The organism is Shinella sp. OV683, from assembly GCF_057787725.1.
The window spans coordinates 2,708,364-2,734,296 of sequence record NZ_CM173543.1; the positions used below are offsets into that span (position 1 = coordinate 2,708,364).

At 59.2% G+C, this 25,933-nt stretch carries 22 protein-coding genes and 1 riboswitch; of the genes, 7 read left to right on the forward strand and 15 right to left on the reverse strand.

Annotated features, from left to right (window positions below):
• Position 1 precedes the first annotated feature (1 nt).
• From pdhA to ACXHRN_RS12960, 7 genes are all read right to left on the reverse strand, one after another.
• Positions 2–1,057: a pyruvate dehydrogenase (acetyl-transferring) E1 component subunit alpha gene (pdhA, locus tag ACXHRN_RS12930; RefSeq protein WP_488641707.1), complete on the reverse strand. Its 1,056-nt coding sequence runs from the start codon at positions 1,055–1,057 to the stop codon at positions 2–4.
• A gap of 199 nt (positions 1,058–1,256) precedes the next feature.
• Positions 1,257–1,565: an FtsB family cell division protein gene (locus ACXHRN_RS12935; RefSeq protein WP_488641708.1), complete on the reverse strand. Its 309-nt coding sequence runs from the start codon at positions 1,563–1,565 to the stop codon at positions 1,257–1,259.
• Between the two features lie 155 nt (positions 1,566–1,720).
• On the reverse strand, positions 1,721–2,995 hold the full coding sequence (gene eno / locus ACXHRN_RS12940; protein WP_488641709.1) for a phosphopyruvate hydratase: 1,275 nt from the start codon (positions 2,993–2,995) through the stop codon (positions 1,721–1,723).
• A gap of 96 nt (positions 2,996–3,091) precedes the next feature.
• Positions 3,092–3,934 carry a 3-deoxy-8-phosphooctulonate synthase gene (gene kdsA, locus ACXHRN_RS12945; protein WP_488641710.1) on the reverse strand — a complete coding sequence of 281 codons (843 nt, stop codon included), beginning with the start codon at positions 3,932–3,934 and terminating at the stop codon, positions 3,092–3,094.
• Between the two features lie 6 nt (positions 3,935–3,940).
• Entirely contained in the window at positions 3,941–4,813 is an 873-nt protein-coding gene (locus tag ACXHRN_RS12950; RefSeq protein ID WP_488641711.1) for a VOC family protein, read from the reverse strand.
• Between the two features lie 156 nt (positions 4,814–4,969).
• The gene (locus ACXHRN_RS12955) at positions 4,970–5,791 is read right to left on the reverse strand and encodes an SDR family oxidoreductase (RefSeq protein ID WP_488641712.1); all 822 of its coding nucleotides are present in this window, start codon (positions 5,789–5,791) and stop codon (positions 4,970–4,972) included.
• A 97-nt stretch (positions 5,792–5,888) separates the two neighbouring features.
• Positions 5,889–7,082 (reverse strand): phytanoyl-CoA dioxygenase family protein, encoded by a 1,194-nt coding sequence (locus ACXHRN_RS12960; RefSeq protein ID WP_488641713.1) that lies wholly within the window; start codon positions 7,080–7,082, stop codon positions 5,889–5,891.
• Between the two features lie 110 nt (positions 7,083–7,192).
• Between ACXHRN_RS12960 and ACXHRN_RS12965 the strand changes: the two genes are divergently transcribed.
• Positions 7,193–8,209: a LacI family DNA-binding transcriptional regulator gene (locus ACXHRN_RS12965; RefSeq protein ID WP_488641714.1), complete on the forward strand. Its 1,017-nt coding sequence runs from the start codon at positions 7,193–7,195 to the stop codon at positions 8,207–8,209.
• Positions 8,210–8,250: 41 nt separating this feature from the next.
• Here ACXHRN_RS12965 and ACXHRN_RS12970 read toward each other — a convergent pair whose 3' ends face one another.
• The 4 genes from ACXHRN_RS12970 to ACXHRN_RS12985 form a co-directional block, all read right to left on the reverse strand.
• Positions 8,251–9,735 (reverse strand): efflux transporter outer membrane subunit, encoded by a 1,485-nt coding sequence (locus tag ACXHRN_RS12970; protein ID WP_488641715.1) that lies wholly within the window; start codon positions 9,733–9,735, stop codon positions 8,251–8,253.
• A gap of 245 nt (positions 9,736–9,980) precedes the next feature.
• A complete protein-coding gene (locus ACXHRN_RS12975; protein WP_488641716.1) occupies positions 9,981–11,690 on the reverse strand; it encodes a PQQ-dependent sugar dehydrogenase in 1,710 nt (569 codons plus the stop codon).
• Positions 11,691–11,852: 162 nt separating this feature from the next.
• Positions 11,853–12,041: a hypothetical protein gene (locus ACXHRN_RS12980; RefSeq protein WP_488641717.1), complete on the reverse strand. Its 189-nt coding sequence runs from the start codon at positions 12,039–12,041 to the stop codon at positions 11,853–11,855.
• Positions 12,042–12,231: 190 nt separating this feature from the next.
• A complete protein-coding gene (locus ACXHRN_RS12985; RefSeq protein WP_488641718.1) occupies positions 12,232–12,480 on the reverse strand; it encodes a hypothetical protein in 249 nt (82 codons plus the stop codon).
• Between the two features lie 445 nt (positions 12,481–12,925).
• Between ACXHRN_RS12985 and ACXHRN_RS12990 the strand changes: the two genes are divergently transcribed.
• The 6 genes from ACXHRN_RS12990 (at position 12,926) to ACXHRN_RS13015 (ending at position 19,862) form a co-directional block, all read left to right on the forward strand.
• Positions 12,926–14,200: a WcaI family glycosyltransferase gene (locus tag ACXHRN_RS12990; protein WP_488641719.1), complete on the forward strand. Its 1,275-nt coding sequence runs from the start codon at positions 12,926–12,928 to the stop codon at positions 14,198–14,200.
• Positions 14,201–14,218: 18 nt separating this feature from the next.
• Positions 14,219–15,496 carry a hypothetical protein gene (locus ACXHRN_RS12995; RefSeq protein WP_488641720.1) on the forward strand — a complete coding sequence of 426 codons (1,278 nt, stop codon included), beginning with the start codon at positions 14,219–14,221 and terminating at the stop codon, positions 15,494–15,496.
• Positions 15,477–16,805 carry a hypothetical protein gene (locus ACXHRN_RS13000; protein ID WP_488641721.1) on the forward strand — a complete coding sequence of 443 codons (1,329 nt, stop codon included), beginning with the start codon at positions 15,477–15,479 and terminating at the stop codon, positions 16,803–16,805. Before ACXHRN_RS12995 ends, ACXHRN_RS13000 begins: the two co-directional genes overlap by 20 nt.
• Positions 16,806–16,906: 101 nt before the next feature.
• The gene (locus ACXHRN_RS13005) at positions 16,907–18,148 is read left to right on the forward strand and encodes a polysaccharide pyruvyl transferase family protein (RefSeq protein ID WP_488641722.1); all 1,242 of its coding nucleotides are present in this window, start codon (positions 16,907–16,909) and stop codon (positions 18,146–18,148) included.
• On the forward strand, positions 18,145–19,305 hold the full coding sequence (locus ACXHRN_RS13010; protein ID WP_488641723.1) for a glycosyltransferase: 1,161 nt from the start codon (positions 18,145–18,147) through the stop codon (positions 19,303–19,305). Before ACXHRN_RS13005 ends, ACXHRN_RS13010 begins: the two co-directional genes overlap by 4 nt.
• Positions 19,302–19,862 (forward strand): LbetaH domain-containing protein, encoded by a 561-nt coding sequence (locus ACXHRN_RS13015; RefSeq protein ID WP_488641724.1) that lies wholly within the window; start codon positions 19,302–19,304, stop codon positions 19,860–19,862. Before ACXHRN_RS13010 ends, ACXHRN_RS13015 begins: the two co-directional genes overlap by 4 nt.
• Before the next feature lie 3 nt (positions 19,863–19,865).
• Here the strand turns inward: ACXHRN_RS13015 and ACXHRN_RS13020 are convergent, their stop codons facing one another.
• From ACXHRN_RS13020 to lon, 4 genes are all read right to left on the reverse strand, one after another.
• A complete protein-coding gene (locus tag ACXHRN_RS13020) occupies positions 19,866–21,545 on the reverse strand; it encodes a Wzz/FepE/Etk N-terminal domain-containing protein (RefSeq protein ID WP_488641725.1) in 1,680 nt (559 codons plus the stop codon).
• Positions 21,546–21,655: 110 nt separating this feature from the next.
• Positions 21,656–22,558, reverse strand: coding sequence for a DMT family transporter (locus tag ACXHRN_RS13025; RefSeq protein WP_488641726.1), 903 nt, complete (start codon positions 22,556–22,558; stop codon positions 21,656–21,658).
• Positions 22,559–22,651: 93 nt separating this feature from the next.
• A riboswitch (FMN riboswitch) is annotated at positions 22,652–22,803 on the reverse strand.
• A gap of 149 nt (positions 22,804–22,952) precedes the next feature.
• Positions 22,953–23,228 (reverse strand): HU family DNA-binding protein, encoded by a 276-nt coding sequence (locus ACXHRN_RS13030; protein ID WP_488641727.1) that lies wholly within the window; start codon positions 23,226–23,228, stop codon positions 22,953–22,955.
• A gap of 196 nt (positions 23,229–23,424) precedes the next feature.
• The gene (lon, locus tag ACXHRN_RS13035) at positions 23,425–25,845 is read right to left on the reverse strand and encodes an endopeptidase La (protein WP_488641728.1); all 2,421 of its coding nucleotides are present in this window, start codon (positions 25,843–25,845) and stop codon (positions 23,425–23,427) included.
• Positions 25,846–25,933 lie beyond the last annotated feature (88 nt).

The window sequence follows — 25,933 nt, forward strand, 5'->3', positions numbered from 1 at the left end:
TTTATGCCTCGATCAGGATATCGGTGTAGAGTTCGGAGGGATCCGGCTCCTTGTCCGCCTGGGCGAAATCGGCAGCGTCGGCGACGATGTCACGGACATCCTTGTCGATCGCCTTGAGATCGTCCTCGGAGGCCCACTTGTTTTCGAGAAGGCGCAGTCGCACCTGTTCGATCGGGTCGTGCTCGGAACGCATCTTCTGCACTTCGTCCTTGGAGCGGTACTTTGCCGGGTCCGACATGGAGTGACCGCGATAGCGATAGGTCAGCATTTCCATGATGATCGGCCCCTTGCCGGAGCGGGCGTGTTCGGCCGCTTCGTCGGTCGCAGCCTTGACGGCGCGGACATCCATGCCGTCGACCTGGATACCGGGAATATTGAACGATGCGCCGCGCTGGGAGAAATCGGTCTGGGCCGAAGCGCGATTGACCGAGGTGCCCATGGCATAGCGGTTGTTTTCAACCACATAGACCACCGGCAGCTTCCAGAGGGCGGCCATATTGAAGCTCTCGTAGACCTGGCCCTGGTTGGCAGCGCCGTCGCCGAAGAAGGCGCAGGAGATATTGCCGTTGCTGCGATAGGCGTTGGCAAAGCCAAGGCCGGTGCCGAGCGACACCTGGCCGCCGACGATGCCGTGGCCGCCGTAGAAATGCTTTTCCTTGGAGAACATGTGCATCGAACCGCCCTTCCCCCTGGAAAGGCCGCCACGACGGCCGGTCAGTTCGGCCATGACGCCACGCGCGCTGAGGCCCATGGCCAGCATGTGGCCGTGGTCACGGTAACCGGTAATCATTTGGTCGCCTTCAATCAACGACATCTGCATGCCGACGACGACAGCTTCCTGGCCGATATAGAGGTGACAGAAACCACCGATGAAGCCCATGCCGTAGAGCTGGCCCGCCTTTTCCTCGAAGCGCCGGATCAGCAGCATTTCGCGATAGGCCTTCAGCTCGGCATCCCGATCGAATTCGGCGATGGCGCCGCCCTTGGATTCGCTCTTCGGTGATTTGGTGCTCGCTGCTTTGCGAGTCGGAAGTGCCGCGGTCTTGCGCGTTGCCATCCAATCCTCCCTTTCGGCTTCTAGAATTCCGGGGGAGAATAGGGGATTATCGTCGCCACAGCAATGCCATTATTGCATAGCTTACATTCTGTGCATGGCGTTGATTTATAACGATATTTTAGTTATTAACTAAATTCCGGTTAATATGACTATATTGCGACGCAAGATAATGCTGCGCTGCGCAATGGATTGCCCGCAATCAGTTGAAAATCACGATCTCGTCGCTGCGCGAAACGTTCAAATAGTAACGCGCCTTCTCGTCCAGCATGTCTTTTTCGAGCGATCCGACGCTCATCAGCTGAACCTTGCGTTCATATTCCTTGCGGACCTTGACGAGGGCCGAAAGCTCCGCTTCGCGCTCAACACGACGCTGTTCGAACGCCTTGGTCGCGTTGAGGCCGAGGTCGCCATGGATCGAATGATAGCCGAAATAGGTGAAGAATGCCGCTGATAGAAGGGGCGTTACCAACCGCCCCCAGTGACGCTTCTTATGCTGTTTGGTCCACATGATATGCCTTGGTCTTACGCAATACGTTAAAATCAAAATGAATCAAAATGCTTAACCGACCGTTGACTCTGTTCGAGTCCGCTAAAATTCTCCTGTGAGTCGATACAAAAATGGCCGGCAAAGCCGGCCATTTCAGTTTCAAAATTTGGTATCGATCAGCCCTTGAGGATCGAGCGGCCGGCATAGAAAGCGGCCGAGCCGAGTTCCTGCTCGATGCGGATCAGCTGGTTGTACTTGGCGGTGCGATCCGAACGGGCCAGCGAGCCGGTCTTGATCTGGCCGCAGTTGGTGGCAACCGCGAGATCAGCAATGGTCGAATCCTCGGTTTCGCCCGAACGGTGCGACATGACGGCGGTGTAGCCGGCCTTGTGGGCGGTCTCGACTGCATCGAGGGTCTCGGACAGCGAACCGATCTGGTTGACCTTGACGAGGATCGAGTTAGCGATCTTCTTCTTGATGCCTTCGCGCAGGCGGGTCGTGTTGGTGACGAACAGGTCGTCGCCGACGATCTGGCACTTGGAGCCGATGAGGTCGGTCAGCATCTTCCAGCCGTCCCAATCGTCTTCGGCCATGCCATCTTCAACGGAGATGATCGGATACTTGTTGACGAGATCGGCGAGGTACTGGGCCATTTCGCCGGGTTCGCGGATCTTGCCCTCGCCTTCCATGTTGTACTTGCCGTCCTTGAAGAATTCGGTGGCAGCGCAGTCCATAGCCAGGAACACGTCTTCGCCCGGCTTGTAGCCAGCCTTCTCGATCGACTTCATGACGAAATCGAGCGCGGCAGGGGCGCTCTCGAGGTTGGGAGCAAAGCCGCCTTCATCGCCGACATTGGTGTTGTGGCCCTTGGAAGACAGTTCTTTCTTCAGCGTATGGAAAATTTCCGAGCCCATGCGCACGGCGTCGCGGAGCGTTTCGGCGCCGACCGGCATGATCATGAATTCCTGGAAGTCGATCGGATTGTCGGCATGGGCGCCACCATTGATGATGTTCATCATCGGCACCGGCAGCGTGCGGGAATTGACGCCGCCGACATAGCGGTAGAGCGGCAGGCCAGAGGCGATTGCAGCGGCCTTGGCAATGGCGAGCGAGACGCCGAGGATGGCGTTGGCTCCGAGGCGACCCTTGTTTTCGGTGCCGTCGAGTTCGATCATGGCCGCATCGATGTCGAGCTGGTCTTCGGCGTCCATGCCGGCGATCGCTTCGAAGATTTCCGTGTTAACAGCATCGACCGCCTTTTCGACACCCTTACCAAGGTAGCGCTTGCCGCCATCGCGCAGTTCGACGGCTTCATGCGCGCCGGTCGAGGCACCTGACGGAACGGCGGCGCGGCCGAGGCTGCCGTCTTCCAGGAGGACATCGACCTCGACGGTCGGATTGCCACGGCTGTCGAGAATTTCCCTGCCCAAGATGTCGACGATTGCGGTCATGTTCCTATCCCTTGCTGATTTGACGGGTTTCTGTGTGCATTGCACACTCCCATATCCCGTCTGTGTAAAATTTCAATGGCGGTCGAAGCGCTGGTCTCAAGCCTTGGCGAGCGTATCGAAAGCCAGCAGCTTTTCGAGCAGCGCCGGCATGTCCTTGAGGTAGACCATGTTCGGGCCGTCGGACGGCGCGTTGTCCGGATCCTGGTGGGTTTCCATGAAGACGCCGGCGACGCCGACCGCGATGGCCGCACGCGCCAGCACCGGCACCATGGTGCGGTCGCCACCCGAGGAGCCGCCCTGCCCGCCCGGCTGTTGCACCGAATGCGTGGCATCGAAAATCACCGGTGCACCCATAGCCGCCATGATCGGCAGCGAACGCATGTCGGAGACCAGCGTGTTATAGCCGAAGGAGGCGCCGCGCTCGCACAGCATCACATTGGCGTTGCCGGTGTCATTGAGCTTGGCGAGCACGTTCTTCATGTCCCAGGGCGCCAGGAACTGGCCTTTCTTGACGTTGATCACGCGGCCCGTCTTGGCCGCGGCAACCAGCAGGTCGGTCTGGCGTGACAGGAACGCCGGGATCTGCAGCACGTCAACGGTCGGTGACACGAGCGCGCATTGCTCTTCGGTATGGATGTCGGTGAGGACCGGAAAACCATATTCCTTCTTGAGGTCGGCAAACACTTCCATTGCCTTCTCAAGCCCGATGCCGCGCTGCGCTGAAAGCGAAGTACGGTTGGCCTTGTCGAAGGAGGACTTGTAGACTAGGCCGATGCCGAGCTTGTCGCACATCTCGACCAGTTCGCCGGCAATCATGAAAGCGTGGTCACGGCTTTCCATCTGGCAAGGACCGGCGATCAGCGAAAACCGCGCGGTGTTTGAAAAAGTGACCTTGCGGGCGCCATCGCCGGCGATAACCGCTGCATTGTTCTTGCTCATCGTCTGTTACTCCGAGAATGCGAAAAGAACGCCCTGGCCGGCCGCGTGGCCAACCAAGGTCATCCGGTTGTGATTGGTGAAGGCGATGCCGCTGGCACCGAGATGGTTTTCAAGGACGGTGATGTCATCAACCTTGAAGACGATGGCGGAACCCCTCAGGCCCCGCTCCTGTGCAATCTCGAGGCCGAAGAAATCACGTGCGCCATCGACATTCAGCACTTCGATATCGGCGTTGGCCGAACCGATCGTCATGCCGTCATTGCTCCAGGAGATCGCCTGCTGGCCGATGACCGTCTTGAGGAAGTCTTCGAAATCCCTGGGATAAGCTTCGGTGAGGATCACCGACTTGATGCCGACAACGCCGTTGGCGTGCTTTTCAAGCGCGGAACGATCGGCCGGCGGCACATTGATACGTTGACAGGTAATGCCATGAAAATCCGGCGAACGGAGGTCCGCTGCGAAGGCGAGCTTGAAGGATGCTGTGATTTCCGACCCGTCCGGCAACTTCATCTGGCGGGAGAATTGCAGCACATAACCACCCGAGATGCCCTCCTCGCGAAATGTCCTATCGTCACCGTCCGCGTCAAAGGAACCCATTACGATTGCCGACAGGCCTTCGGGGCCGACGCGAAAGCGGAAGGCATTGTTGCGGGCGGTGAACTGGTTTCCGGCCTTTGCCGTCAACCGTGACTCCTCGATACTGGCAACGCCAAGCGGCTCGAGATAGCTCTTGTCCTTGAAGAAAACGCAGGCATTTTCTGTGCCGAACGGATGGCGCGCATCGGCGGCAACCGTGAAACCGAGCGCCGTCATGCGGGCTCGCGCCGTCTTGATGTCGGCAACCGGCATGACGAGGTGGTCGAGCGGTCGGGGAGACATGGGCACTCCTTCGGAACTTCAGGCCTTTGGGAACATCCTGGCCTGTCGGAATTCGACGCCGCCCTTTCGCATGTTTAGGGGTCCGAATTCAAGCACCTCGGCGCTGAATTCGAACCCCCGACAAGCTTAGCTCGCTGAATATGAGAAGTTCAGCGGTTACATCGCCGCTACCGGATGCGGAGAACTGTCATAGGCGCCCCAGATCGACTGGTCGAAGCAGATGACCGAACCGGTCATCAGGCCCGATTCCGAAGACGAAAGGTAAGCGCAGGCGCGCGCAACCTCTGCCGGATCGACCAGCCGACCAAAGGGTTGGGCGGCGGCTGCCTTTTCAAGCCAGTCTGCGGACGCACCATGATATTCGCGCTGGATACGGTCCTCGCCTTCGGAGGACATCCAGCCGATATTGAGGCCATTGACGCGGATGCGGTTGCGGAGCAGCGCATAGGCGGTGTTCTTGGTCAGTGTCTCAAGCGCGCCTTTTGACGCACAGTAAGCCGCGATGAACGGTTGGCCGGCCATTCCCGACATAGAGCCGATATTGACGATCGTACCCTCGATATGCTGGCGGCGCATGAGCTTGACCGCCTCCTGCATCAGGAAAAACGGCGCCCGCACATTGGCGGCGAACATGCGGTCGAAGAGTTCCGGTGATGTGTCCAGAATGGTGCCGCGATCGGTGAGTGCTGCGGCATTGACCAAGGCATCGACGCGGCCGAATTCCTGGTCGGCGCGGGCAACGACGGCGCGGCAATTGTCGACCTTTTCGAGATCGGCCTGCTGGTAGACGACCTTGGCGCCGGTGGCAGCGCTGATTTCCTGGGCCTTGGCCTCACCCTTGTCGCGGTTGCGGCCGCAGATGACGATCCCCTCGGCGCCGCGCTCGGCAAAAAGCCGGGCAACCGTGGCGCCCAGCCCTTGCGTTCCACCCGTGACGACGGCGATCTTGCCCTTCAGGCTGGATACATTTTCAGACATACGTTCTCCTCCATTGAATCAAATTGAATGCGCTCACCCCGGCCCTCTCGCCACCAAAGCGGAGAGAACCGGGGTCAGTGGCTGTGATTTTGAAAAATCAGGTCAGTTTCTTCTGCGCCTGGACCGACAGCGCCATATCGAATTCCTCGCCGCTCCAGCCTGCCGCCAGTGCCTCCTTGAACAGGGCGGCCTGGGTCTTGGGGGCCAGGCCGCCCATCGGCGGGTCGCGGTCGAGATTGGTCGGGAAGGAATAACCCTCGGCGGTCGAGGCAATCGCATTGTCTGCGGAATGCTGGTCGATCCGCCGGTCGGCGAGCATGGCCTTGAGCACCGGATAAAGCTTGGCGCTCATCCGCTCGCGATTGACGGTTTCCATTGCACGACCAAAAGCCGAGGATACTTGCAGCAGGTTGGCGGTGCGCAAGATGTCCCTGGAGCGGTTGGTGCCGGCGCCGTGGATCAGCGCCGGGTTAAAAAACACCACGTCGCCCTTTTCCAACGGTAGCTGGATATGGTGCTCGTTGAAGAAGTCCTGGAATTCCTGCCGGCCGGAAACGAGATAGCCCAGGGCATATTGCTGGCTGAATGGCAGAAACAGGGTCGGGCCGCTTTCAAGCGGCATGTCGCAATGGGCAACCGCACCCTGCAAGGTCAGCACAGGCGACAGATGATGGACATGGGAGGGAAAGCGTTCGATCTCGGCGACGGACTGGAAGCCCAGGTGATAATCGCGGTGTGATTTCTGCGCGGCACCGCCCGGATTGACGCGGTTGACCTGCGCGGTCATCTGGTAATGCGGGCCGAGCCAGGCCTCTGAAACAAGCGCGACGATCTCATTAGCGTAGTAACGCGCGAAATTCTCGGGATCGACGAGGCAATGCTTTTCCAGCGAATTCCAGATCCGGTCATTGGCGCCCGGCTTGGCGAAATGGTCGCCGCCGCCGGTGTTTTCGCGGTGCTGTTCTTCGATGATACCGGCGAACACCTCGGTGGCCCGGTCGATCACCGCGAGATCGCGATAGGCACCCTTGAACACGGCGACGCCCGGACCGGACGAAAACGCATCACAGATTTCGGCCAGCAGGGCTTTGCGACCCTCTGCTGTTTTTGTCGCCGCGACGACTTTGGCGCTGTCATAGATGACGACGTTCTTTTCAACCGCAGTTGCATGCGGATAGTCCGCGAGTGAGGTTTTCTGCGAGACGAGATTGGAAAAGTCATCGAGATCGCAATCGGCCTCGGTGTACCAGACACGATTGGATCGTGCGGCCGCTGGATTGTCAGTCTTCATTGAAACCTCCCGTGGTTTGTCATTGTGGGCTGGAGTATAGGAGCCGCTGATGATAGGAACAGATCGAAAACCCATCAAAAATCCATCAGAATGAACGACGGGCCGGCTCTATGGCGCATGAATATCTGATCAAGGATATCGCCTTCCAGGCGGGCCTGAGCCCAGCCACGGTCGATCGCGTTATAAACGGTCGTGGCGGCGTGCGGCGGCAAACGGTGCAGCGGGTCGAGGCTGCGATCGGCGAGCTTCGCCAGCAAGAGAACACGGCGGCGCTGTCCGGCCGCACCTACGTCTTTGACATCATCATGGAAACGCCGGATCGCTTTTCGAACGCGGTCCGCGCCGCATTCGAGAGCGAGGCGGCGGCATTCCTGCCGACGGTGATCCGCTCCCGCTTTCATTTCAGCGAACAGATCAAAGAACAGAACATGGTGCAACTGCTCACCCAGGTGAGGCACCGCGGCAGCCACGGCGTGGTGCTGAAGGCGGCCGATACGCCTGTCGTCAACGAGGCCGTCAACCTCCTGCATGATGCAGGCATTCCGGTGATCACATTGGTGACCGACCTGCCCAATTCACGGCGCGTCGGCTATGCCGGCTCCGACAATCGCGCCGCAGGCGAAACCGCCGCCTATCTGATCGGCTCGAAAATGGCGCGGGGCACCGTTCTGGTGACCCTTTCCTCCAGCCGGTTCCGTGGCGAAGAGGAGCGGGAAATCGCCTTTCGGCGATTGCTGCGCGCACGCTGGCCAGCGCTTGATATCATCGAGATCAGCGAAGGCTATGGGAAGGACAGCGCCACGGGCCAGCAGGTGCGCGACGCGCTGGCACGTGACTCGCAAATCGCAGCTATCTATTCGATCGGTGGGGGAAATCGCGCCGTGGTCGAGGCATTTGCTGATACCGGCCGCGAGATCTCATGCTTTGTCGCGCACGATCTCGATCAGGACAATCGCGAGCTTCTGCGGCAGGAGAAGCTGAGTTATGTGCTGCACCACGATCTCAACGACGATGCAGTATCCGTCTTCCGCACATTCCTGAAACTACGAGAAAAGGCCGGGCCGCTTGTCGCGGGCCCGGCCTTATCTGTTTTATCGATCATCACGCCGTTCAACCTGCCGGCGTGAATGGGGTCACTGCATGACCGAGATCGCTTGCGCGACCGAGATCAATTTGTCTTTTCTTGCATGACCGGCTCGTCGCCGGCCCAGCCGCCGCCAAGGGCCTCACAGAACGTGGCGTAATTTCCAGCGGCCAGCAGCGCGCTTGACGCATACTGAAGCTGCGCCGAATAGAGCGAAGACTGGGCGTCGAGCACGTCGGAGAATTCAGTCGTCCCGGCATCGTTGAGCTGCCTCGCAAGACCCTCGGCCTGGCCATACTGATCCACTGCAATGGCGAGCTGCGCAGAGCGGCGCTGCTCTGCCTTCAGAGCGATCATGGCGTTCTCAACATCCGTCACGGCATCCAGAACGGTCTGGCGATAGTTCAGATACTGGATACGGGCAGCCGATTTCGAAAGGTCGACATTTGCCTTGAGGGCGCCGCGATTAAAGATCGGGATGTTAATCGACGGTCCGAAACCCCAGGTCTGGGTGCTCAAGATATTGTTGTTTTTTACTGTCCCAATGTTCAGGTTACCCGAAAGCACAAGGGTCGGATAGAGATCTGCTTCGGCGATACCGATCTCTGCAACCGCCTGTTTCAGCGCCCATTCCGCCTGACGAACGTCGGGCCGGTTGCGCAGCAGATCGGCCGGAATGCCCTCGGAGAATTTTACGCGCGGAAGTTTGATGCCACGTTGTTTGGTGAAGGCTCCGCCAAGTTCGGCAGGCTGCTTGGCGAGCAGCACAGCAAGATTGTTGATCGCCGTGTCGCGTGCCTGCTGCAGCACCGGAATGTCGGAAGCCGTCAAAGCTGCGGCACCCTTGGCCCGGGTCGAATCCAGCGCACTGGCGGTACCCGCATCGAGCTTGGCTGTGGTGATCCGCGCCGTGTCGTTCTGAACGGCCAGCGATTTCTGGGCGATGGCAATCTCGCGGCCGAGACCCTGGATATTCAGATAGGTCCTGGTGATTGCGGCGATGACAGCGAGTCGCGCATCGTTGAGCGCTTCCTTCTGCTGTTCGATGTTGGCCTGTTGTGCTTCGGCAGTGCTCCTTGCACCGAGGAAGTCAACCAGCCAGGAACCGCTGAGGCCGGCATTTAGGCTCGAGGTATTGGTGGTTGTGTTAATCCTGTGCGTCTTCGCCTTACCTGTTGCAGGATCTATAACCGGGTTACCTTTACGATCTAAGACCGTCGTTAGGACTCCGTGGTTGTGAACCCCCGACAACGCCGCTGCGCCCGAAGCGTCGACCTGCGGCAAATAAGTGTTGTTGGCTATCTGCGACTGATACCGTGCAGCCAGAACCCGCTCGCGGGCCGCTTCGATCGACAGATTTTGCGCAAGCGATTCTTCGACCAGGCGGTTGAGGGTCGGATCGCCGTAATTTGCCCACCATTGCGTGGTCGGGTCAATCGTCTCGCCGCGACGCGTGACGCCTTGCTTGTAAGCTGGAGTCAGAGAAATCTGCGGGCCGGCCACGTACTTCTCGCCGTTGCAGGCGGTCAGGAGGCTCCCGAAGGCAATGAGCAGCAAATATTTTTTCATGTGAGAAACGACTCCGCAATCCTGGGCCACCCATCTCCCGGGATTATAAAACATCATGAACATCACAGCATGATCCGTGTGCTATGAAGCCCCATTTCACACCGGCCAGTAACGCGATACGAATCTGCGGCATACTCACCCTATGCCGTCCCGGTGCTTCACTTAGATATGTAGCGTTTCAAGAATTCAATAAGAAATCGGTAACAAATCTGCCGGCGTTAACGAATTTCCCAGGAGTGTGGTTTTCATGCAAAATCAAAATCTTGGGCTTTGAGGTCCGCTTCGTCGACGTTTTCAAGGACAATGCGGTTGCTGCCCGCCTCGATCCAGACATCGTCGCCATGCGTAGACATGTGGTGCGCCTTGAGATCAGAAAACCCTGAAATTGCACTGACATCAGCGAGGTCGATGACATCGTGACCGGTGCCTGTCGCGTTGAAATCCTTGATGACATCGCGACCAAAATCGTTCTTGAAAATGAAGGTGTCGGACTGGGTGCCGCCGGTCAGGCGATCATTGCCGATGCCGCCCCAAAGCTTGTCGCTGCCTTCGTCGCCGAAGAGACGATCATTGCCGACGCCACCATAAATCCTGTCGGTACCCGCCCCGCCATGCAGCGAATCATTACCGTCTCCGGCTGCGGCGCCGGGTGTGATCAATATTATCCGGCCATCGAGACTGAGTGCGTATAGCCTGCCCGCCTCATCTGTCCCGTAGGCTGAGATGTTGGTCAGCGCATCGCCGCGCAACTGGCTCGATCGCTCGGTCGCATCGACAGCCTTTCCGCCGACGACATGCAATGTGTAGAACGTGTTGTCGATGAAATCTGAGAAGACATAGGCGCCCTGCAGTCCCTTTCCGGGGCCGCGATAGACTGCTCCACCCGTTATGGAAGCGCCGTTCGGATCGTCATGAGGATACTCGAACACCGGATTGGTAAAATGCGTCCCGGCAGGCGGGCTCCCGGTATAGTGATGGCGGCCTTCGCGATAGTTCCAGCCGAAATTCAGCCCACCCTGGGTGCCAGCCTTGACGTAGTCCACCTCTTCCCAGGCATCCTGGCCGACGTCGCCGATGTAGAAATCACCGGTCTTCGAATCAAATGAAAAGCGCCAGGGGTTACGAACGCCGGAGGCCCAGATCGCGTCGTTTCCTTGCGCGCCGACATAGGGGTTATCGCCGGGGATGGCGTAGTTTTTGGTGGAGCTTTGGGGGAAGTCGTCGCCACGAACATCGATTCGGAGAATCTTGCCGAGAAGCACGTTGAGATTTTGGGCGTTTCCATCCTGATCCCCTTGGCCGCCGCCATCTCCCACGCCGATATAGAGATAGCCGTCGGGGCCAAACGCCATTGCGCCGCCGTTGTGATTGCCGTGTTGCGAATGCGGAATCGTCAGGATGGTCTTGACCGGATCCGGGTCCGCCTTGGCATGGTTGCCGGAAGAACGGTGATACTCCTTCACCTCGATATCGCCATTGGGAGCGGTCATGTAGACGAAGAAGCGGCCGTTGCTGGCATAGTTGGGGGCAAAGGCAACACCCAGAACGCCCCGTTCCCCGCCTGCACTGAAATCTGAGTCGGGAATGTTGAGGAACCGGCTCTTGTGGCCGGTCGCCTCATCAATGCGCCAGATGATGCCCGTGTCCTTCGCCAGCCCATAGAGTGAGCCGGCATCTCCTGGGGCTGACGTGACCTGCACGGCACCGTCACCGATATTGGCAATTGTCTCGGTCCTGATGTAGCCGGTTCTCTGGTTAAGGTCAGCCTTGCTGTGACCATAGAGGACGTCGTTGCCACCACCGCCGTGGATCGTGTCACCGCCGTCGCCGCCGGCAATCGTGTCATTGCCGCTCGATGCCCTCACCCCTTGGGTTCCGGCAAATGTGAGGAGAAATTCGGTGCCTTCACTGTTGTTCAGACTGTCCGATGCATTCGCAGCTTTTTTCTTGACCACGGCCCAACCTCCCTATTGGCGTTTAGAAAACTCCACACTGCCTTCAAGGCAGGCGGTGAACGGCTAGCGACCCCCCGCTTATACGCAAAAATCCGCCGGCTGGACCGGCGGATTTCAAATGAGCTTACATTTTACACAACCTGATCAGCCGGCGCATATTTCTCAGGCGGCATGCATCGTGTTGCCGCCGACATGCAAATGAATGGCGCGCTTCACCTCGACCACCGACGGATAGAACCGATTGTCCAGATCCATGACCGCGTACTTCACCGCGACGAACTTCAACTTGCCGTTTTCCGGGACGGCGATCCCCACCGGCTGGCCGGCGTACTCGATAACTTGCTTGTCCATGATAAAATCCTCACGCCCCGCTCGCACAGGGCAAAGTCTATAAAAACTCTGATTGGGTTATACGTCCGAGACGAGGGCTACATTCGCCCGGAGAGGCACCGGCTGAGGAATGGGCCGGAAAACGCAATACTCCGGCCAAACAGTTTACAGGAAATCGCGCGCTTATGGTGTCGCATATAGTATCCTCCTTTCACTGGTTGATCGTCTTTTCGTTACCCCGGGCGACCGCTCGGGTGGCTGGAATATGGTAGGGTAAGTAGGGCAATTCAATGGCGGTTGCGTAAATCAATTGTGACAAAAACCAGGCATTTGATTTCATTTCACTTTTGGCGATTTCCTGGAATGTCGCTGCCGAAATTGGCATCAATAAATATTTTTGCCCCATCGTTGCGCAAAAAATAGTTTTCACGTATTTGTGAGGCTGAACTCCGGATGCCATTATTTTTCTGAATTTCAATCGCTTGCGGTTGGTTGAGGCTGGCGTTTTGGCGTTTGGGGAACTTCATTCGTCGCCGGATTGGTAAGTGCTTGCAGCATGACTGTCTGGTAGGTCGAAAAACGGGAAAAATCATATGCGGCCTAATTTTAGGCACGTTTTCGTTGAATAGCTCCAGACCACAGGGGACAAACGAAAAAAGTATGTGAAAAGTCGCGTGAAATCTTGACTGAAACGGATGGCCTCATGTTTTGTCCTGCTGAATATCCAAGTCAGCGCTCCATTTGCTCCGAAACAAAGTCCGGTGTCCTTGGAACCATACTGCATACTGGTGCGTTAATGCTCGCAAAATCAAACCGCCTCCTCTCGATACGGGCCTTAAGTCCCTTCCAACCTTCGTCATTGCTGATTTCCTGCGCTGCATAATACGGGTTCTAGAGAAATGAACATGAACGCCCCCCTCAACCACGCCGACAATTCCAAGCATTCCGACGACATGCGTAGCATCGCCGGCAAGAAGGTCGTGCTCTACGGCATGAACTTTGCGCCCGAGATTGCTGGTGTCGGCAAATATACCGGCGAGATTGCGGAATACCTGACCGGCCAGAAGGCCGAGGTTACCGTCGTGACGACGCCTGCCCATTATCCGGGCTGGCAGGTCCGCGACGGCTACAAGAATACCTATTCCTCCGAAGTAAAGGACGGCATGGAAATCTTCCGCGTGCCGCTGTTCCTCAAGGAGCGGATGGGCGGCATCTGGCGGCTTCTCGCACCGATGAGCTTTGCTGCGACCTCGGCGCCCGTGGTGCTGTGGCAGATCCTGCGCAAGCGCCCTGAAATCGTCATCTGCGTCGAGCCGACACTGTTTGCGGCACCGCTGGCGATCCTCGCGGCCAAGGCTGTCGGCGCCCGCACCGTGCTGCACGTCCAGGACCTGGAAGTCGATGCAGCCTTTGCCGTTGGCCATATTAAGTCGCTGGAATTCCTCAAGAAAGCCGCCTTCCTGTTCGAGAAGGTGACGCTCAAGGGTTTTGACCGCATCATCACCATTTCTGAGCGCATGTCGGCCAAGCTTGCCGAGAAGACCGGCAATCCGGCCCAGGTCGCCATCGTACGCAACTGGGTCGATCTCGAGCACATCTATCCGCTCGGCCGCACATCTTCCTATCGCCAGGAACTCGGCTATGCAGACGATGATTTCATCGTGCTCTATTCGGGCAATATCGGCGCCAAGCAGGGGCTAGACACACTGCTGGAAGCAGCCTCGCGTCTCGAAGACACCCAGAAGAAGATCAAGTTCGTGATTGCTGGCGAAGGCCCGGCCAAGAAGGCATTGGTGGCGAAATATGCACGCCTCAGCAATGTCAACTTCCTGCCCTTCCAGCCTTATGACAAGTTCAACGAGTTCATGAACCTTGCCAGCCTGCATGCGCTGCCGCAGGAACGTGGCGCAGCCGACCTCGTGCTGCCCTCGAAGCTCGGCGGCATGCTGGCTTCGGGCGTGCCGGTCGTGGTTACGGCCGATCTCGGCACCGAACTCGCCAACTTCCTCGGCGACAGCGCCTTAATCACCCCTCCGGGCGATCCGGAAGCGCTTGCCAAGGCGATCCAGAATGCCTCCAAGGGCGACCGCGAGGACTTCAAGGACCGCCGCGCCGACTTGTCGCGCAAGCTTTCCAAGCAAGATGGATGTGCCTTGTTCATCAATGCCGTCACAGGCTGAGGACATATGCAGTCTCCAATGAGCAGCAAGCAAGGCGCCTTTCGGCGCCTTGTCAATTTGGGCATGCTGATTGGCGGCTTTGGCATTGGCCAGGGTTCGATCTTCCTCGCACAGACCTATCTTGTCGCGACTGGCCGCACCCAGCTTCTGGCGCTGTTCGGCACGCATTTCTCCGTGGCGATGCTGGGCATCATCGCTGTCGAGGCGGGATCGTTGACGATCCTGTCGGCGCAGATCGCGCGCCTACTGGTATCCGGCGGCAGCCGCGACAAGCTCTGGCAGAGCTATTGGGAAACGACGGCTTACCGTGTCACGGTGGCTGTGCTGTTGGTTATCGGCCTGCTGATCTTCCGCAGCGTGGTGTCGCTGCCAGACTTCTCCGAGTACTATCTGCTGGGCGCCCTGCCCGCGCTGCTGATCTGGTCGCTTAACGGCGCCGGATTCCTCGATGGGCTGCAGAAGAGCGGCATCAGCGGGCTGACGGGCTCGATTGCCTATGTCGCGTCAGCCATAGGTCTGGTGATGGCAGTCGGCGCCTCCGATGCGGAAGCCGGTTTGCTGACTGGCGCTGCGCTCAGCATTGGCTATGGACTCACAGTGATTATCCAGTTCGGCGCTCTCTCCATTCTCGGCTGGCGACCGCGCTACGCCACACCGACGGCGGCCGGCATTCGTAAGGCGTTTGTCGAGGAAAGCTCAATGCTGGCAGGCCTATTGCCCGGCCAGTTGTATTTTCGCGTCCAGTTAGCGATCGCCGCAGCATTCCTTGGACCTACAGCCACCGCCATGCTGGTCTATGCCAAGCAGATTATCGGCGCCGCCAGTCAGGTCGCGGGCTTTGCCCGTCGGATCGAGTTTCCGCGCATGGTGCAGGCGGTTCACGCCAATCCCGCCATTTCGCCAATGCCGCTGCTCTTGATCCAGAAGATCAGCTTTGCTGTTGCGGTCGCTGCCGCGGTGGCGATCGTTGCAGCCAGCCTGGTAATTATATCAATTTCGAACGGCTTTGCCGCGCAGGCCTGGGCGTTCCTCGCCCTTTTTTCAGTGACGATCCTGACTGAGGCGGTTGGACAGTCGCTGGTTCAGGGGCTGTTTGCCCGCAACAGATTTCATGGTGCGGCCGTAGCCCGAATCCTTGCCGTGGTCTTCGCGATTGCATTCGCCAACGCCTTTGTTCATATGGCAGGCACGCATGTGTTCATCCTGTCGGATCTTGTTTCGCATGCGATCGTCATTTCGGTGTCACTGTGGCTGCTGAAAAGGAGCGCTTCCGCCGATGCCAGCCGCGCTGCGTAGCCAAGGATCGACCGGACTTTTCGACCGGCTTGCCCGAATGGATGCGTTCGGCCTGTTCCTGGCCGGCTTCATTCTGGTCTACGCCGCGACCTCGTTCGGCATCGAGCATATTCTCGGCGTGGTCGGCTTTGCCAAGACGCCCTATCTCAATGGCGTCTCCTACGTCTACACGCTCGGTTTCATCGGCCTTGGCCTGCTCTTCGACAAAGCCAGTTTCCGTTTCTTCCTGCCGCATCCGTTCGGGCTCGGCGTTCTGGCCGTGCTGCTCATGTCCGCCATCATCGGCGTGGCCAATGAAAATGCGAGCCAATATATCGTCGCCTGGAGCTTCTATATCCTGGCTGGCGTCATGACCTTCCAGTTCTTCCGCAACCCACGAGGCACCGAGATGAGTGCCAAGGGAGCAGTCGATACGCTGTTCTCCCTGCCCTTCTTCCTACTGATGCTGGTGTTTGCCTTCCTGTCGGTATTCAACAAGGAAAACCACTACCAGTACATGCTGTTCGAGGTCATCGCGCTGTTTGCGATCCTTGTGCGCCGGAGCATCCTTGAAAAGGGCCTCGGGGTGCTGCTCTATCTGCTGCTGCATCTCGGCTCGAACGAAGGCTTCGTTGCTGTGGAGATCAACCGGGCGTCGATCCTTGCGGTCGGCACGGTGGGCCTGCTCTACCTCATCTACCGCCGTCACCTCGTGGTGATGTTTTTCCTGATCTTCGCCGTGATCGGCGGGCTGCTCTATGCTGTTTCGCTCGATGACGACACTGTCGACAACCTGCCGCGCAACATCAAGGAAGCCATCTACCTGATGAAGGGTGACGACATCTACAATCACATCTCTTCCTACCAGCGGGTCTATGAGGGCCAGAAGGTGATGGAGGATTATGAAACTGCCAGCGATGCCGAATGGCTGTTCGGCAAGGGGCTGGGCCGGACGGTCGACATGACGGGCGCTGCCGACAAGACGCCCGGCCAGCATGCGCTGCTGGGAGCGCTGCAGGTCCACAACGTGCATTTCCTGCATTTCGCTGTGTTTCACAAGTTCGGGCTCGCAGGTCTGGCTGTTGTCATCTGCCTTGCCGGGGGATTGCTCTGGATGTTTGCCGTCGATCTTGGCCGTGGGCAGTTGGATGAGGCGTCCCTGTTCTTCTACTTTTATCTCTTCTACGTCTTCGTCTTTGCCTTCCCGGCCTCCAACTTCCTGATTGCCAATCCCCTCTGGCCGGCCTTCCTTGGCATGCTCTGCTGGCTACGGGCCACCAGGAAGGCGCCGCAAGCCGTTAACCTCAACGCCCAGCCCGCTTTGACTTGAAAGCCCGGCTCTGTCAGAGGGTTGTCCGAATTGCACCTTATTTCCTGCACAATTTCCGGGTTTGAGAGCCCGGCTCAAATGCTCACCGGAGACCGCCTCATATGAAGTTCATGATCGTCAACGCGTTCGGCCGATCCAACCGCGGGGATTCGGTGCTGCTTGACGAATGCATCCATGAGATCCGCGCCAAGTTTCCTGATGCGCAGATTGCCGGCGCGGTTTTTGAAGGCATCGGCGATGCGAGCACGGTGCATCCCTCGGTCGCCTGGTCGGAGCGGATCGGCAATACCGGCGGCGGCGGCGCTGCCAATCGCATCAAGTCGCTGGTCTATCTGATTGCGGCCTGGCTCAGCGCCTACATTCCGTTCCTTGGACTCGATCGCCTGTTGCCGCCGCGCCAACGCGCAACGCTCAAAGCGATCCGTGAGAGCGACGTGGTGATCTCCGCCCCCGGTGGCTATATCCACGACACCAATTTCGCCTATTTCATCGCGCTGCTGCACATTCATCTCGGCACCATCCTCGGCAAGACGGTGATTCTGGCGCCACAGAGCGTCGGCCCCATCGAGCGGCCGATTTCGCGCGCCGTCGCCCGCCATGTGCTCGGCAAGGTGCCGTTTCTCTGCGCGCGCGAAAGCTACAGCTGGGACTTCCTTGCCCATGAGCTGAAGCTGCCGGAAAGGAACGTCTACCGCACGGGCGACAGCGCGTTCTGGAACGATCGCGTCGAGGACAACAAGGCGCTTGTCGATGCCGTCTACGCCAGCCTGCGTGTTGCGCCGGAAAAGCCCGTCTTCGGCATGACCGTCGTCGGCTGGTCGTTTCCGAAGTCCAGGGAACCGCAAGCCGCCTATGAGCGCTACACGGACGCAGTGGCTCGCGCCGCCGATCACATGAGCGAAACCTACGGCATGGCACCCGTGATTTTCAACCAGGTCTCGGAAGACCTGCCGACCGCCTATGCCGTACAGAAAAAGGCCAGGCATCCCGTGTTCATCGATGCCGCCAGCCGCGAGCCGGATGTGCTGCGCGCGCTGATCACGCGCTCCCAGGTGTTTCTCGGCACACGCTTTCATTCCTGCATCTTCGCGATGATGGCCGGTCGCCCGACGTTCGCCATCGCCTATCTGCCGAAGACCGAATATATCATGAATGACTTGAAGTTGACTCATCGTCACACGCCGATCGACGCGATCGATTTCGACTACATGATCAAGCAGCTTTCCTCCGACTTCGAGAACCTGCCTGCGGCCGAAGCCGAGATCCAGAATGCCGTAAAGGTCTACCAGCAGAACTTCACCCGCCTGCAGGACATTCTCGGCATGATCGAGGTGAAGAAATGATCCGTCGGCTGGCGCTAGCCATGCCGACGCTGTCGCCTCTCGGCGGCGGCGTCTCCGAAGCTGCGCGGCTGCATCTCAATGCGCTGGCGCCTGCCGGCATCGAACAGATCTCGGTGCATACGCTCGACGATTCGATGGTGCGCGTCGATCCTAAGCAGTGGGAAGCCGCGAAGATATATCTGCACAAGTTCTACGGGCCGAAGAGCTACAGCTTTGCGCCCGGCGCGTTCTTTTCGCTGATGCGCGCCAAGCCCGACCTCGTGCATGTCCACGGTGTCTGGCAGTTCCAGTGTGCAGCCGTGCAAGCCTGGTCGGCGTTGACCGGCAAGCCCTATGTCGTCACGCCGCACGGCATGCTCGAGCCATGGATCCGTGCGCGGTCAGCGAGGCTCAAGAAGGCTGTGTCGAGCGTCTATCAGGACCGTTTCCTCAAGAAATGCGCGGGTTTTCACCTGCTGACCGACAAGGAAACCACCGATGTCGCCGAGTTCCTGACCGGCCAGCCCGCACGGATCATCCGCAACTACGCCGAAGCCTTCGCCACGGACAGCGTCAAGCCGGGCTGGTGGAAGGCGGAATATGAGGGCCGCAACGTCTATCTCTTCCTCGGCCGTATCCATGAGAAAAAGGGCTGCATGGAACTGATGGACGCCTGGGCGCGGCTGTCGACGGACGATCCCGGCTTCCGCGACCGATCCGTTCTTGTTTTCTGCGGCTGGAACGATGGCATAGCCGGCTTTGAAGCGCACGCTGAGCAACTCGGCCAGGAATTCGGCAATGTCCTGTTCGCCGGGCCGCAATATGGCCAAGACAAGCTGCGCTCGATCGGCGCTGCTCGCTATTTCCTGCTGCCGTCCAAGAGCGAGGGCCTGCCGATGGCGGTACTCGAAGCTTGGGCTGCAGGCGTGCCCGCCATCCTGACACCCGAATGCAACCTGGCGATCGGCTTCGAGCGGGGCGCGGCCTTCCGAACCGGGTTCACCCCAGACACCATCTATCCGGCGCTCAAGGCCGCTGATGCGCTTTCGCCGGAGGAATGGCGATCTGCGTCGGACAAGGCCCGCGCGCTTGTGGCGGCGGAGTTTTCCATGGAAAGTGTGCGCCACGGCCTGCTCGATCTCTATCAAGCCGCAACCGACTGGAAGGCCAAGCGATGAGTGCTCTCGACGCTGAGAAATCCAACCCGCGCGAGGGCGGCCCTAGCTTCTCGCTCAAGCATCGCCTGTTTCGTGCCGCCTGGGGTTTCACATGGGCCGTTCTCGGCAACTGGACGCCGGTGCCGCTGCATGCCTGGCGACGCCTGCTGCTGAACGCCTTTGGCGCCAAACTGTCGCCGAAGGCCCGCATCTATCCAAAGACGTCGATCTGGTATCCGCCCAATCTCGAAATGGGTGATCATTCCGTTATCGGTCCCGGCGTCATCGTCTACAACATGGACAAGATCAGTTTGGGTGAATACGCCATCGTTTCGCAGCGCGCCCATCTCTGCGGCGGCACGCACGATCCGGATGATGCGCATTTCCAGCTGGTGCCGAAGCCGATCACCATCGAGGCCAACGCCTGGGTAGCGGCCGAAGCTTTCGTCGGGCCTGGCGTCACGGTGGGTGAAGGGGCCGTGCTTGGCGCCCGCGGCGTCGCGGTCAAGAACCTCGAGCCCTGGGCGATCTATGCCGGCAATCCAGCAAGAAAGATCAGGGATCGCAAGCGGTTCTGACGATCAACCGATCCGCTTCTGAAACGACCCGCGTGATCCTGCCGTAACGTAAAGCGGCAGCTTGGCGATGTCCGTCCTGGTCATGATCACCGCCGCGATCTTTCGCGCAATTTCGCTGTCGCCAGCCAGGACATCGCCGATCAAGGTCTCGGTCGGACCGGCCCATTCCACCACAAGAACGAACGCATCGACCAATGGTTCGATAGCGCGGGCGTCAGAGGCAGAGGTCAGGCTTGGCAGGTCGAAAATGATCGCATCCTGCTCCGTGCGCTGGCCCTCAATGAACCTGCGGATTTGCGGGCCCATCATCAGGCCGGCGGGATCGACCGCGCGCTGATTGAGCGCGGTTGGCAGGAACGAGATATTGGCCTTGCCGTCATAGAGCGTCGCCTCGCCCACCGGCCGGCTCTGCAGCAGTACATCGACAATACCCTGCTCGGCATAGCCTGCGAGCCAATCGCTGAGATCGGGCTTGCGGATATTGGCGTCGAGCAGCAACACGCGCCGGCCCTGATTGCCGAGGTGAGCCGCCAGATTGGCAGCGACGAGTGTCTTGCCCTCACCCGGCAGCATGGAGATAACGCCGATCGTGCGGGCCTGGCCCTCCTTCTGGCCGGCCAGCGCCGAAACCGCGGCATTCCGAACCGCCTCACCGAGCCGGCCATAGGGCTCTGTCACCGAAAGTCGTGCATCATTGGGCAGCGTGAACTTGCCGTCAACCGAACCGTTGACCTTGCCGCGAGTGGCGAGCTTCAGCGGTTCGACATAGCCGGCAAAACGGCTGCGCAGGGCCTGCGCCAGCTCGTCGCCATCGCGGATACCCCGATCGGACATTTCCCGATAGCCGGCGAGCAGCGCGCCAATCGCGGCGCCTAGAATGGCGCCCACGACCACCAGGAAGCCCTTGCGCGGGGCGATTGGCGCGCCCGGCAGCTTGGCATCGGAAATAATTGCGGCGTCCATGCCGGGCAGAGCGCGATTGACGACGAGGTCGGTATATTTCTGCTTTAGCGCCGGGATCTGCTCCGGCGTGGCGCGGTCCAATTCAGCCTGCAAGGCGGCGCGGACCCTCGACGTAGCGAGATCGCTGACCTCGGCAAGCTTCTGCCGGAAGGCCTCCGCAAATGCCTGAGCTATTTTCTGTGCGGTCGCCGGGTCCGAATGGGTATAGGAGATCGCGGCAACATAGGTACGACCGGCGCGCAATGCCTTCACATTGGCCTGCAGGCGCGACACGACCTGATCGCGCGTCAACGTCGCAGGCTTGGCGGAGGCGCTGAGGCCAGTCTTGCGACCGGCCAGCCCCTCGACTCGGGCAACCAGCCTGCGCCAGCCGGCGAGTTCCGGCTTGGCGAAGGCCGCATCCTCCTCAAGCGCCAGCTTGCCAGCGACCACATTGGCGACGGATGACGACTTGATCAGTTCGAGCTGGCTGAGGAACTGGCCCTCCTCCTCTGGCGTCGTCGTCTCGACGCCTTGGCGCAGCGGATCGGCGGCAAAGCCGGAGCGAACGATGACCGTCGCGGAACTCGCATATTGCGGCGGCTGGCTCTCGGCATAAAGCAGCCCCAGCACGAGACCGATAACGATGAACAGCGCCAGCGTCTTCCAACGCCGCCTCAGGACTGCCAGCAATTGCTCGAGAACATGGACGTCGGAATTGGTCGCGGCTGACTGGCTCAAGAATGCACCCTGCAGTTCTGGTCATCGGAAGTGCTGCCCCGGACGGACGGCTGCTCACCGTATAGAGTGCCTGTGGGGCGCAATCAAGATTGGCGTGCAGAAGCCGGTGGTTAGGCGGCAACCCTGCCTCGCCGCTGTTCTATGGCTATGTTGAACATCGAGGCGCCAAGGATCATCGCGGCTCCAAGCCAGAGATAGCCAGCCGGGGCGTAACCAAAGACCGCCCAGCCCGCCAGCACATTGAGCGGCAGCTTGAGATCGTCGAACGGCTGAACATAGGTCGCGTCCGCCACCTCATAGGCGCGGGCCAGGAAGTATTGCGACAGCACCATGATGGCGCCCGAAGCGATCAGCCACGGAGCCAAGGTCTGATCCGGAAACTGGAAGCCCGAGGCAATCGCAAAGCCGGCATTGATGGGTGACAGAAGCAGGAGCAACCAGATCGTCACCGTCGAGGACGGCTCGTCCTTGAGCAGGCTCTTTGTGACCAGCGAGGACGCGCCCCAAAGTGCGGCGGCGGCCACCGGCAGCAGGCTGTAGAGCGAGAAACCGTCTGACCACGGCGCGAGAATGATCATCGCACCAGCAAAGCCCGTGAGGATCGCCGCCCAGCGCTCGGTGCTGACCCGCTCGCCCATGAAGGCGGCGGCACCGACCGTGACGAAGAAGGGCGAGGTCATGACCAGCGCGATTGCCTGCCAGATCGGCACGCCGTGCGACAGTCCAAAGACCCAGGCCTGGACGCCGAGAACGGCGAGCAGGATCCGTATCAGATGCGCCACGGGGTGGGTCGTCCGCATCGCCCGCCATCCCGCTTTCGCCAGCATCGGCAGAGAAAAGAGAAAGGCGATGAAATATTGCCAGAAGGCATCTGATGTCGATGACAGGCCGAGGCCCATCGTCACATGCTGGGTGATGACATTGATTGCAGTGAAGCCGATCCCGGCAAGCACCATATAGGCCGCGCCCTGGAAGGCGGGCGATAGGTTGAGCGTCTTCTGGCTCTGATTCATGTCTTGCTCCTTCAGCAAACCAACACGAATCAGGGCGCACGAGTCATGCGCAATGCGAGCTTTGGCCCTGAAAGCCATACCGCCATTGTTCAAACCCGCTCTCTTTCATCCGGACTATGACCGTCGGCCCTGGAATTGCACCAGATCTGCTGACATCCACGGAAAGGCTCCATGGACCGCTCGCGGGCTTCGGAGTTGCCTCCATTACCGCCGGTGGGGACTTGCACCCCGCCCTGAGAACGTCGCCGGAATATCCCGGCTTCACAAATCTATTGCAGCGCGAAAGAAATGCAAGTGTGCGCTCGCATCTTTCCACCCAACAGACCGTCAACGAACAAGAAAAGCCCGGCCGCTTTCGCGTCCGGGCTTTGCCGCCAGAAACTGGCAAATAGGATCAGCTGTTGACCGATTCCTTCAGGCCCTTGCCGGCCGTGAACTTCGGCACGTTGCGAGCCGGGATGTTGACCTTTTCACCGGTCGAAACATTGCGGCCTACAGAGGCCTCGCGACGGCTAACGGAAAAGTTGCCGAAACCGACGAGACGGACATCGCCGCCCTTCTTAAGCTCGTCCTGAACGGAATCAAACACCGCATCCACAGCCGAAGCTGCATCTGTCTTGGTGAGACCGGACTTTTCGGCAACGGCCGCCACGAGTTCGCTTTTGTTCATGTTTCCACCCCTTTCTTAGTTGGTTTGAAACGAATCAGATAGTTCGTGGGCAGCATAGTCATGGGCTGCCCGACCGCAACTCTGATACAGCAAAAACCCGGCAAATCCAGTCTGTTTCGGGCTTTTTCCATAAAGAAATAGCCGGTCTTTCGACCGGCTATTCGTTTTTCTGAGCCAATTCGGCACGAAGGTCACATCAATGTGCGATCGCGACCGTTGGATCTTCGGCTGCGGCCGCAGCTTTGGCGCTCGCCGTATCGAAAGATTCGTTCCATTCGATCGCCACCGGCTGACGCACCAGCGCGTGTTCAAGCACTTCGCCCATCCGCGAAACCGGGATGATTTCCATGTTGTTTTTCACGTTGGCCGGGATGTCCGCCAGGTCCTTGGCGTTGTCTTCCGGAATGAGCACTTTCTTGATGCCGCCGCGCAGAGCCGCGAGCAGCTTTTCCTTCAGGCCACCGATCGGCGACACACGGCCGCGAAGGGTGATCTCACCGGTCATCGCCACATCGTGCCTGACCGGAATACCGGTCATGACGGAGACGATGGCCGTGACCATGCCGACACCTGCGGACGGACCGTCCTTCGGGGTCGCACCATCCGGCACGTGGACGTGGATATCACGCTTTTCGAACAACGGAGGCTCGATGCCGAAATCGATCGCCCGCGAGCGGACATAGGATGCCGCTGCCGAAATCGATTCCTTCATCACGTCCTTCAGATTGCCGGTAACGGTCATGCGACCCTTGCCGGGCATCATCAGGCCTTCGATCATCAGCAATTCGCCGCCGACTTCCGTCCAGGCGAGACCGTTGACGACACCGACCTGATCTTCCTTGTCGGCTTCGTCATGGCGGAACCGCGGAACACCAAGGTAATCCGAGATATTGTCCTTGGTAACGGCAACCGTCAGCACCTTGTTGCGCAGGATCTCGGTCACGGCCTTGCGGGCGACCTTTGACAGTTCGCGCTCGAGGTTACGGACGCCGGCTTCCCGCGTGTAGGTGCGGATGATTTCCATCATCGCCTCGTCGGTGATCGAGAACTCCTTCGGCTGCAGCGCATGGTCGCGCGTGGCCTTGGAGAGCAGATGCCGCTTGGCGATCTCCAGCTTCTCGTCTTCGGTGTAGCCCGCGATCCGGATGATCTCCATGCGGTCCATCAGCGGCGGCGGGATGTTCAGCGTATTCGCCGTGGTGATGAACATCACGTTGGAGAGGTCATATTCCACTTCCAGGTAGTGATCCATGAAGGTGGAGTTCTGTTCCGGATCCAGCACTTCAAGCAATGCAGACGACGGATCGCCACGGAAATCCTGGCCCATCTTGTCGATTTCGTCGAGCAGGAAGAGCGGATTTGCCTTCTTGGCCTTCTTCATCGACTGGATGACCTTGCCCGGCATGGAGCCGATATAGGTCCTGCGGTGACCACGGATCTCGGCCTCGTCGCGCACGCCGCCAAGCGCCATGCGGACATATTCGCGACCCGTCGCCTTGGCGATGGACTTTGCGAGCGATGTCTTGCCAACGCCCGGAGGGCCAACCAGGCAAAGGATTGGTCCCTTGATCTTGGTCGAGCGCGCCTGGACGGCGAGATATTCGACGATGCGTTCCTTGACCTTGTCGAGACCGAAATGATCGTCGTCGAGGATCTTCTCGGCGGCAACGAGGTCGGTCTTGACGCGCGAGAACTTGCCCCAGGGCAGACCCAGCAGCCAATCGAGATAGTTGCGCACGACGGTCGATTCAGCCGACATCGGGCTCATCTGCTTGAGCTTGCGGAACTCGGCATCGGCCTTTTCACGGGCTTCCTTGGAGAGTTTGGTCTTGGCGATCCGGGCTTCCAGCTCGGCCATTTCGTCACGGCCTTCCTCGTCGCCCAGTTCCTTCTGGATGGCCTTCATCTGCTCATTCAGGTAGTATTCGCGCTGGGTCTTCTCCATCTGGCGCTTGACGCGCGAGCGAATGCGCTTTTCGACCTGAAGAACCGAGATCTCGCCTTCCATGAAGCCGAGCGCCTTCTCCAACCGGCCCTTGACGGAGACGGTTTCGAGCATTTCCTGCTTGTCGGTCAGCTTGATCGACAGGTGCGAGGCAACGGTGTCGGCGAGCTTGGAATAGTCCTCGATCTGGCCGGTGGCGCTGACGACTTCAGGCGAAATCTTCTTGTTGAGCTTGACGTAGTTTTCGAACTCGGAAACCACCGAGCGGGACATCGCCTCGATCTCGACCGGGTCCTCTTCAGGCTCGTCGAGCAGGGTGGCGGATGCTTCGTAGAAGTCTTCGCGATCGGTATATTCATCGACGCGCGCACGGCTCTTGCCTTCGACCAGCACCTTCACGGTACCATCTGGAAGCTTGAGCAATTGCAGGACGTTGGCAGCAGTACCGACCTCGAAGATCGCAGACGGCGGCGGATCATCATCAGTGGCATTGCGCTGGGTGAGAAGCAGGATCTGCCGATCGGTGCCGATCACTTCCTCGAGGGCGCGGATGGATTTTTCGCGACCGACGAAGAGCGGCACGATCATGTGTGGAAACACAACAATATCGCGAAGCGGCAGGACCGGGTAGTTCTGCTGGCTTCCTTCCGTCGGGAATGTTTTTTTGGTCATTTCTTTCCCTTTCAATCCAGGCCATTGGCCCGTCGGCTACGTGGTCGACGAGAGCCCGCCTGTTCGGACTACAGGTGGATATCTGGTC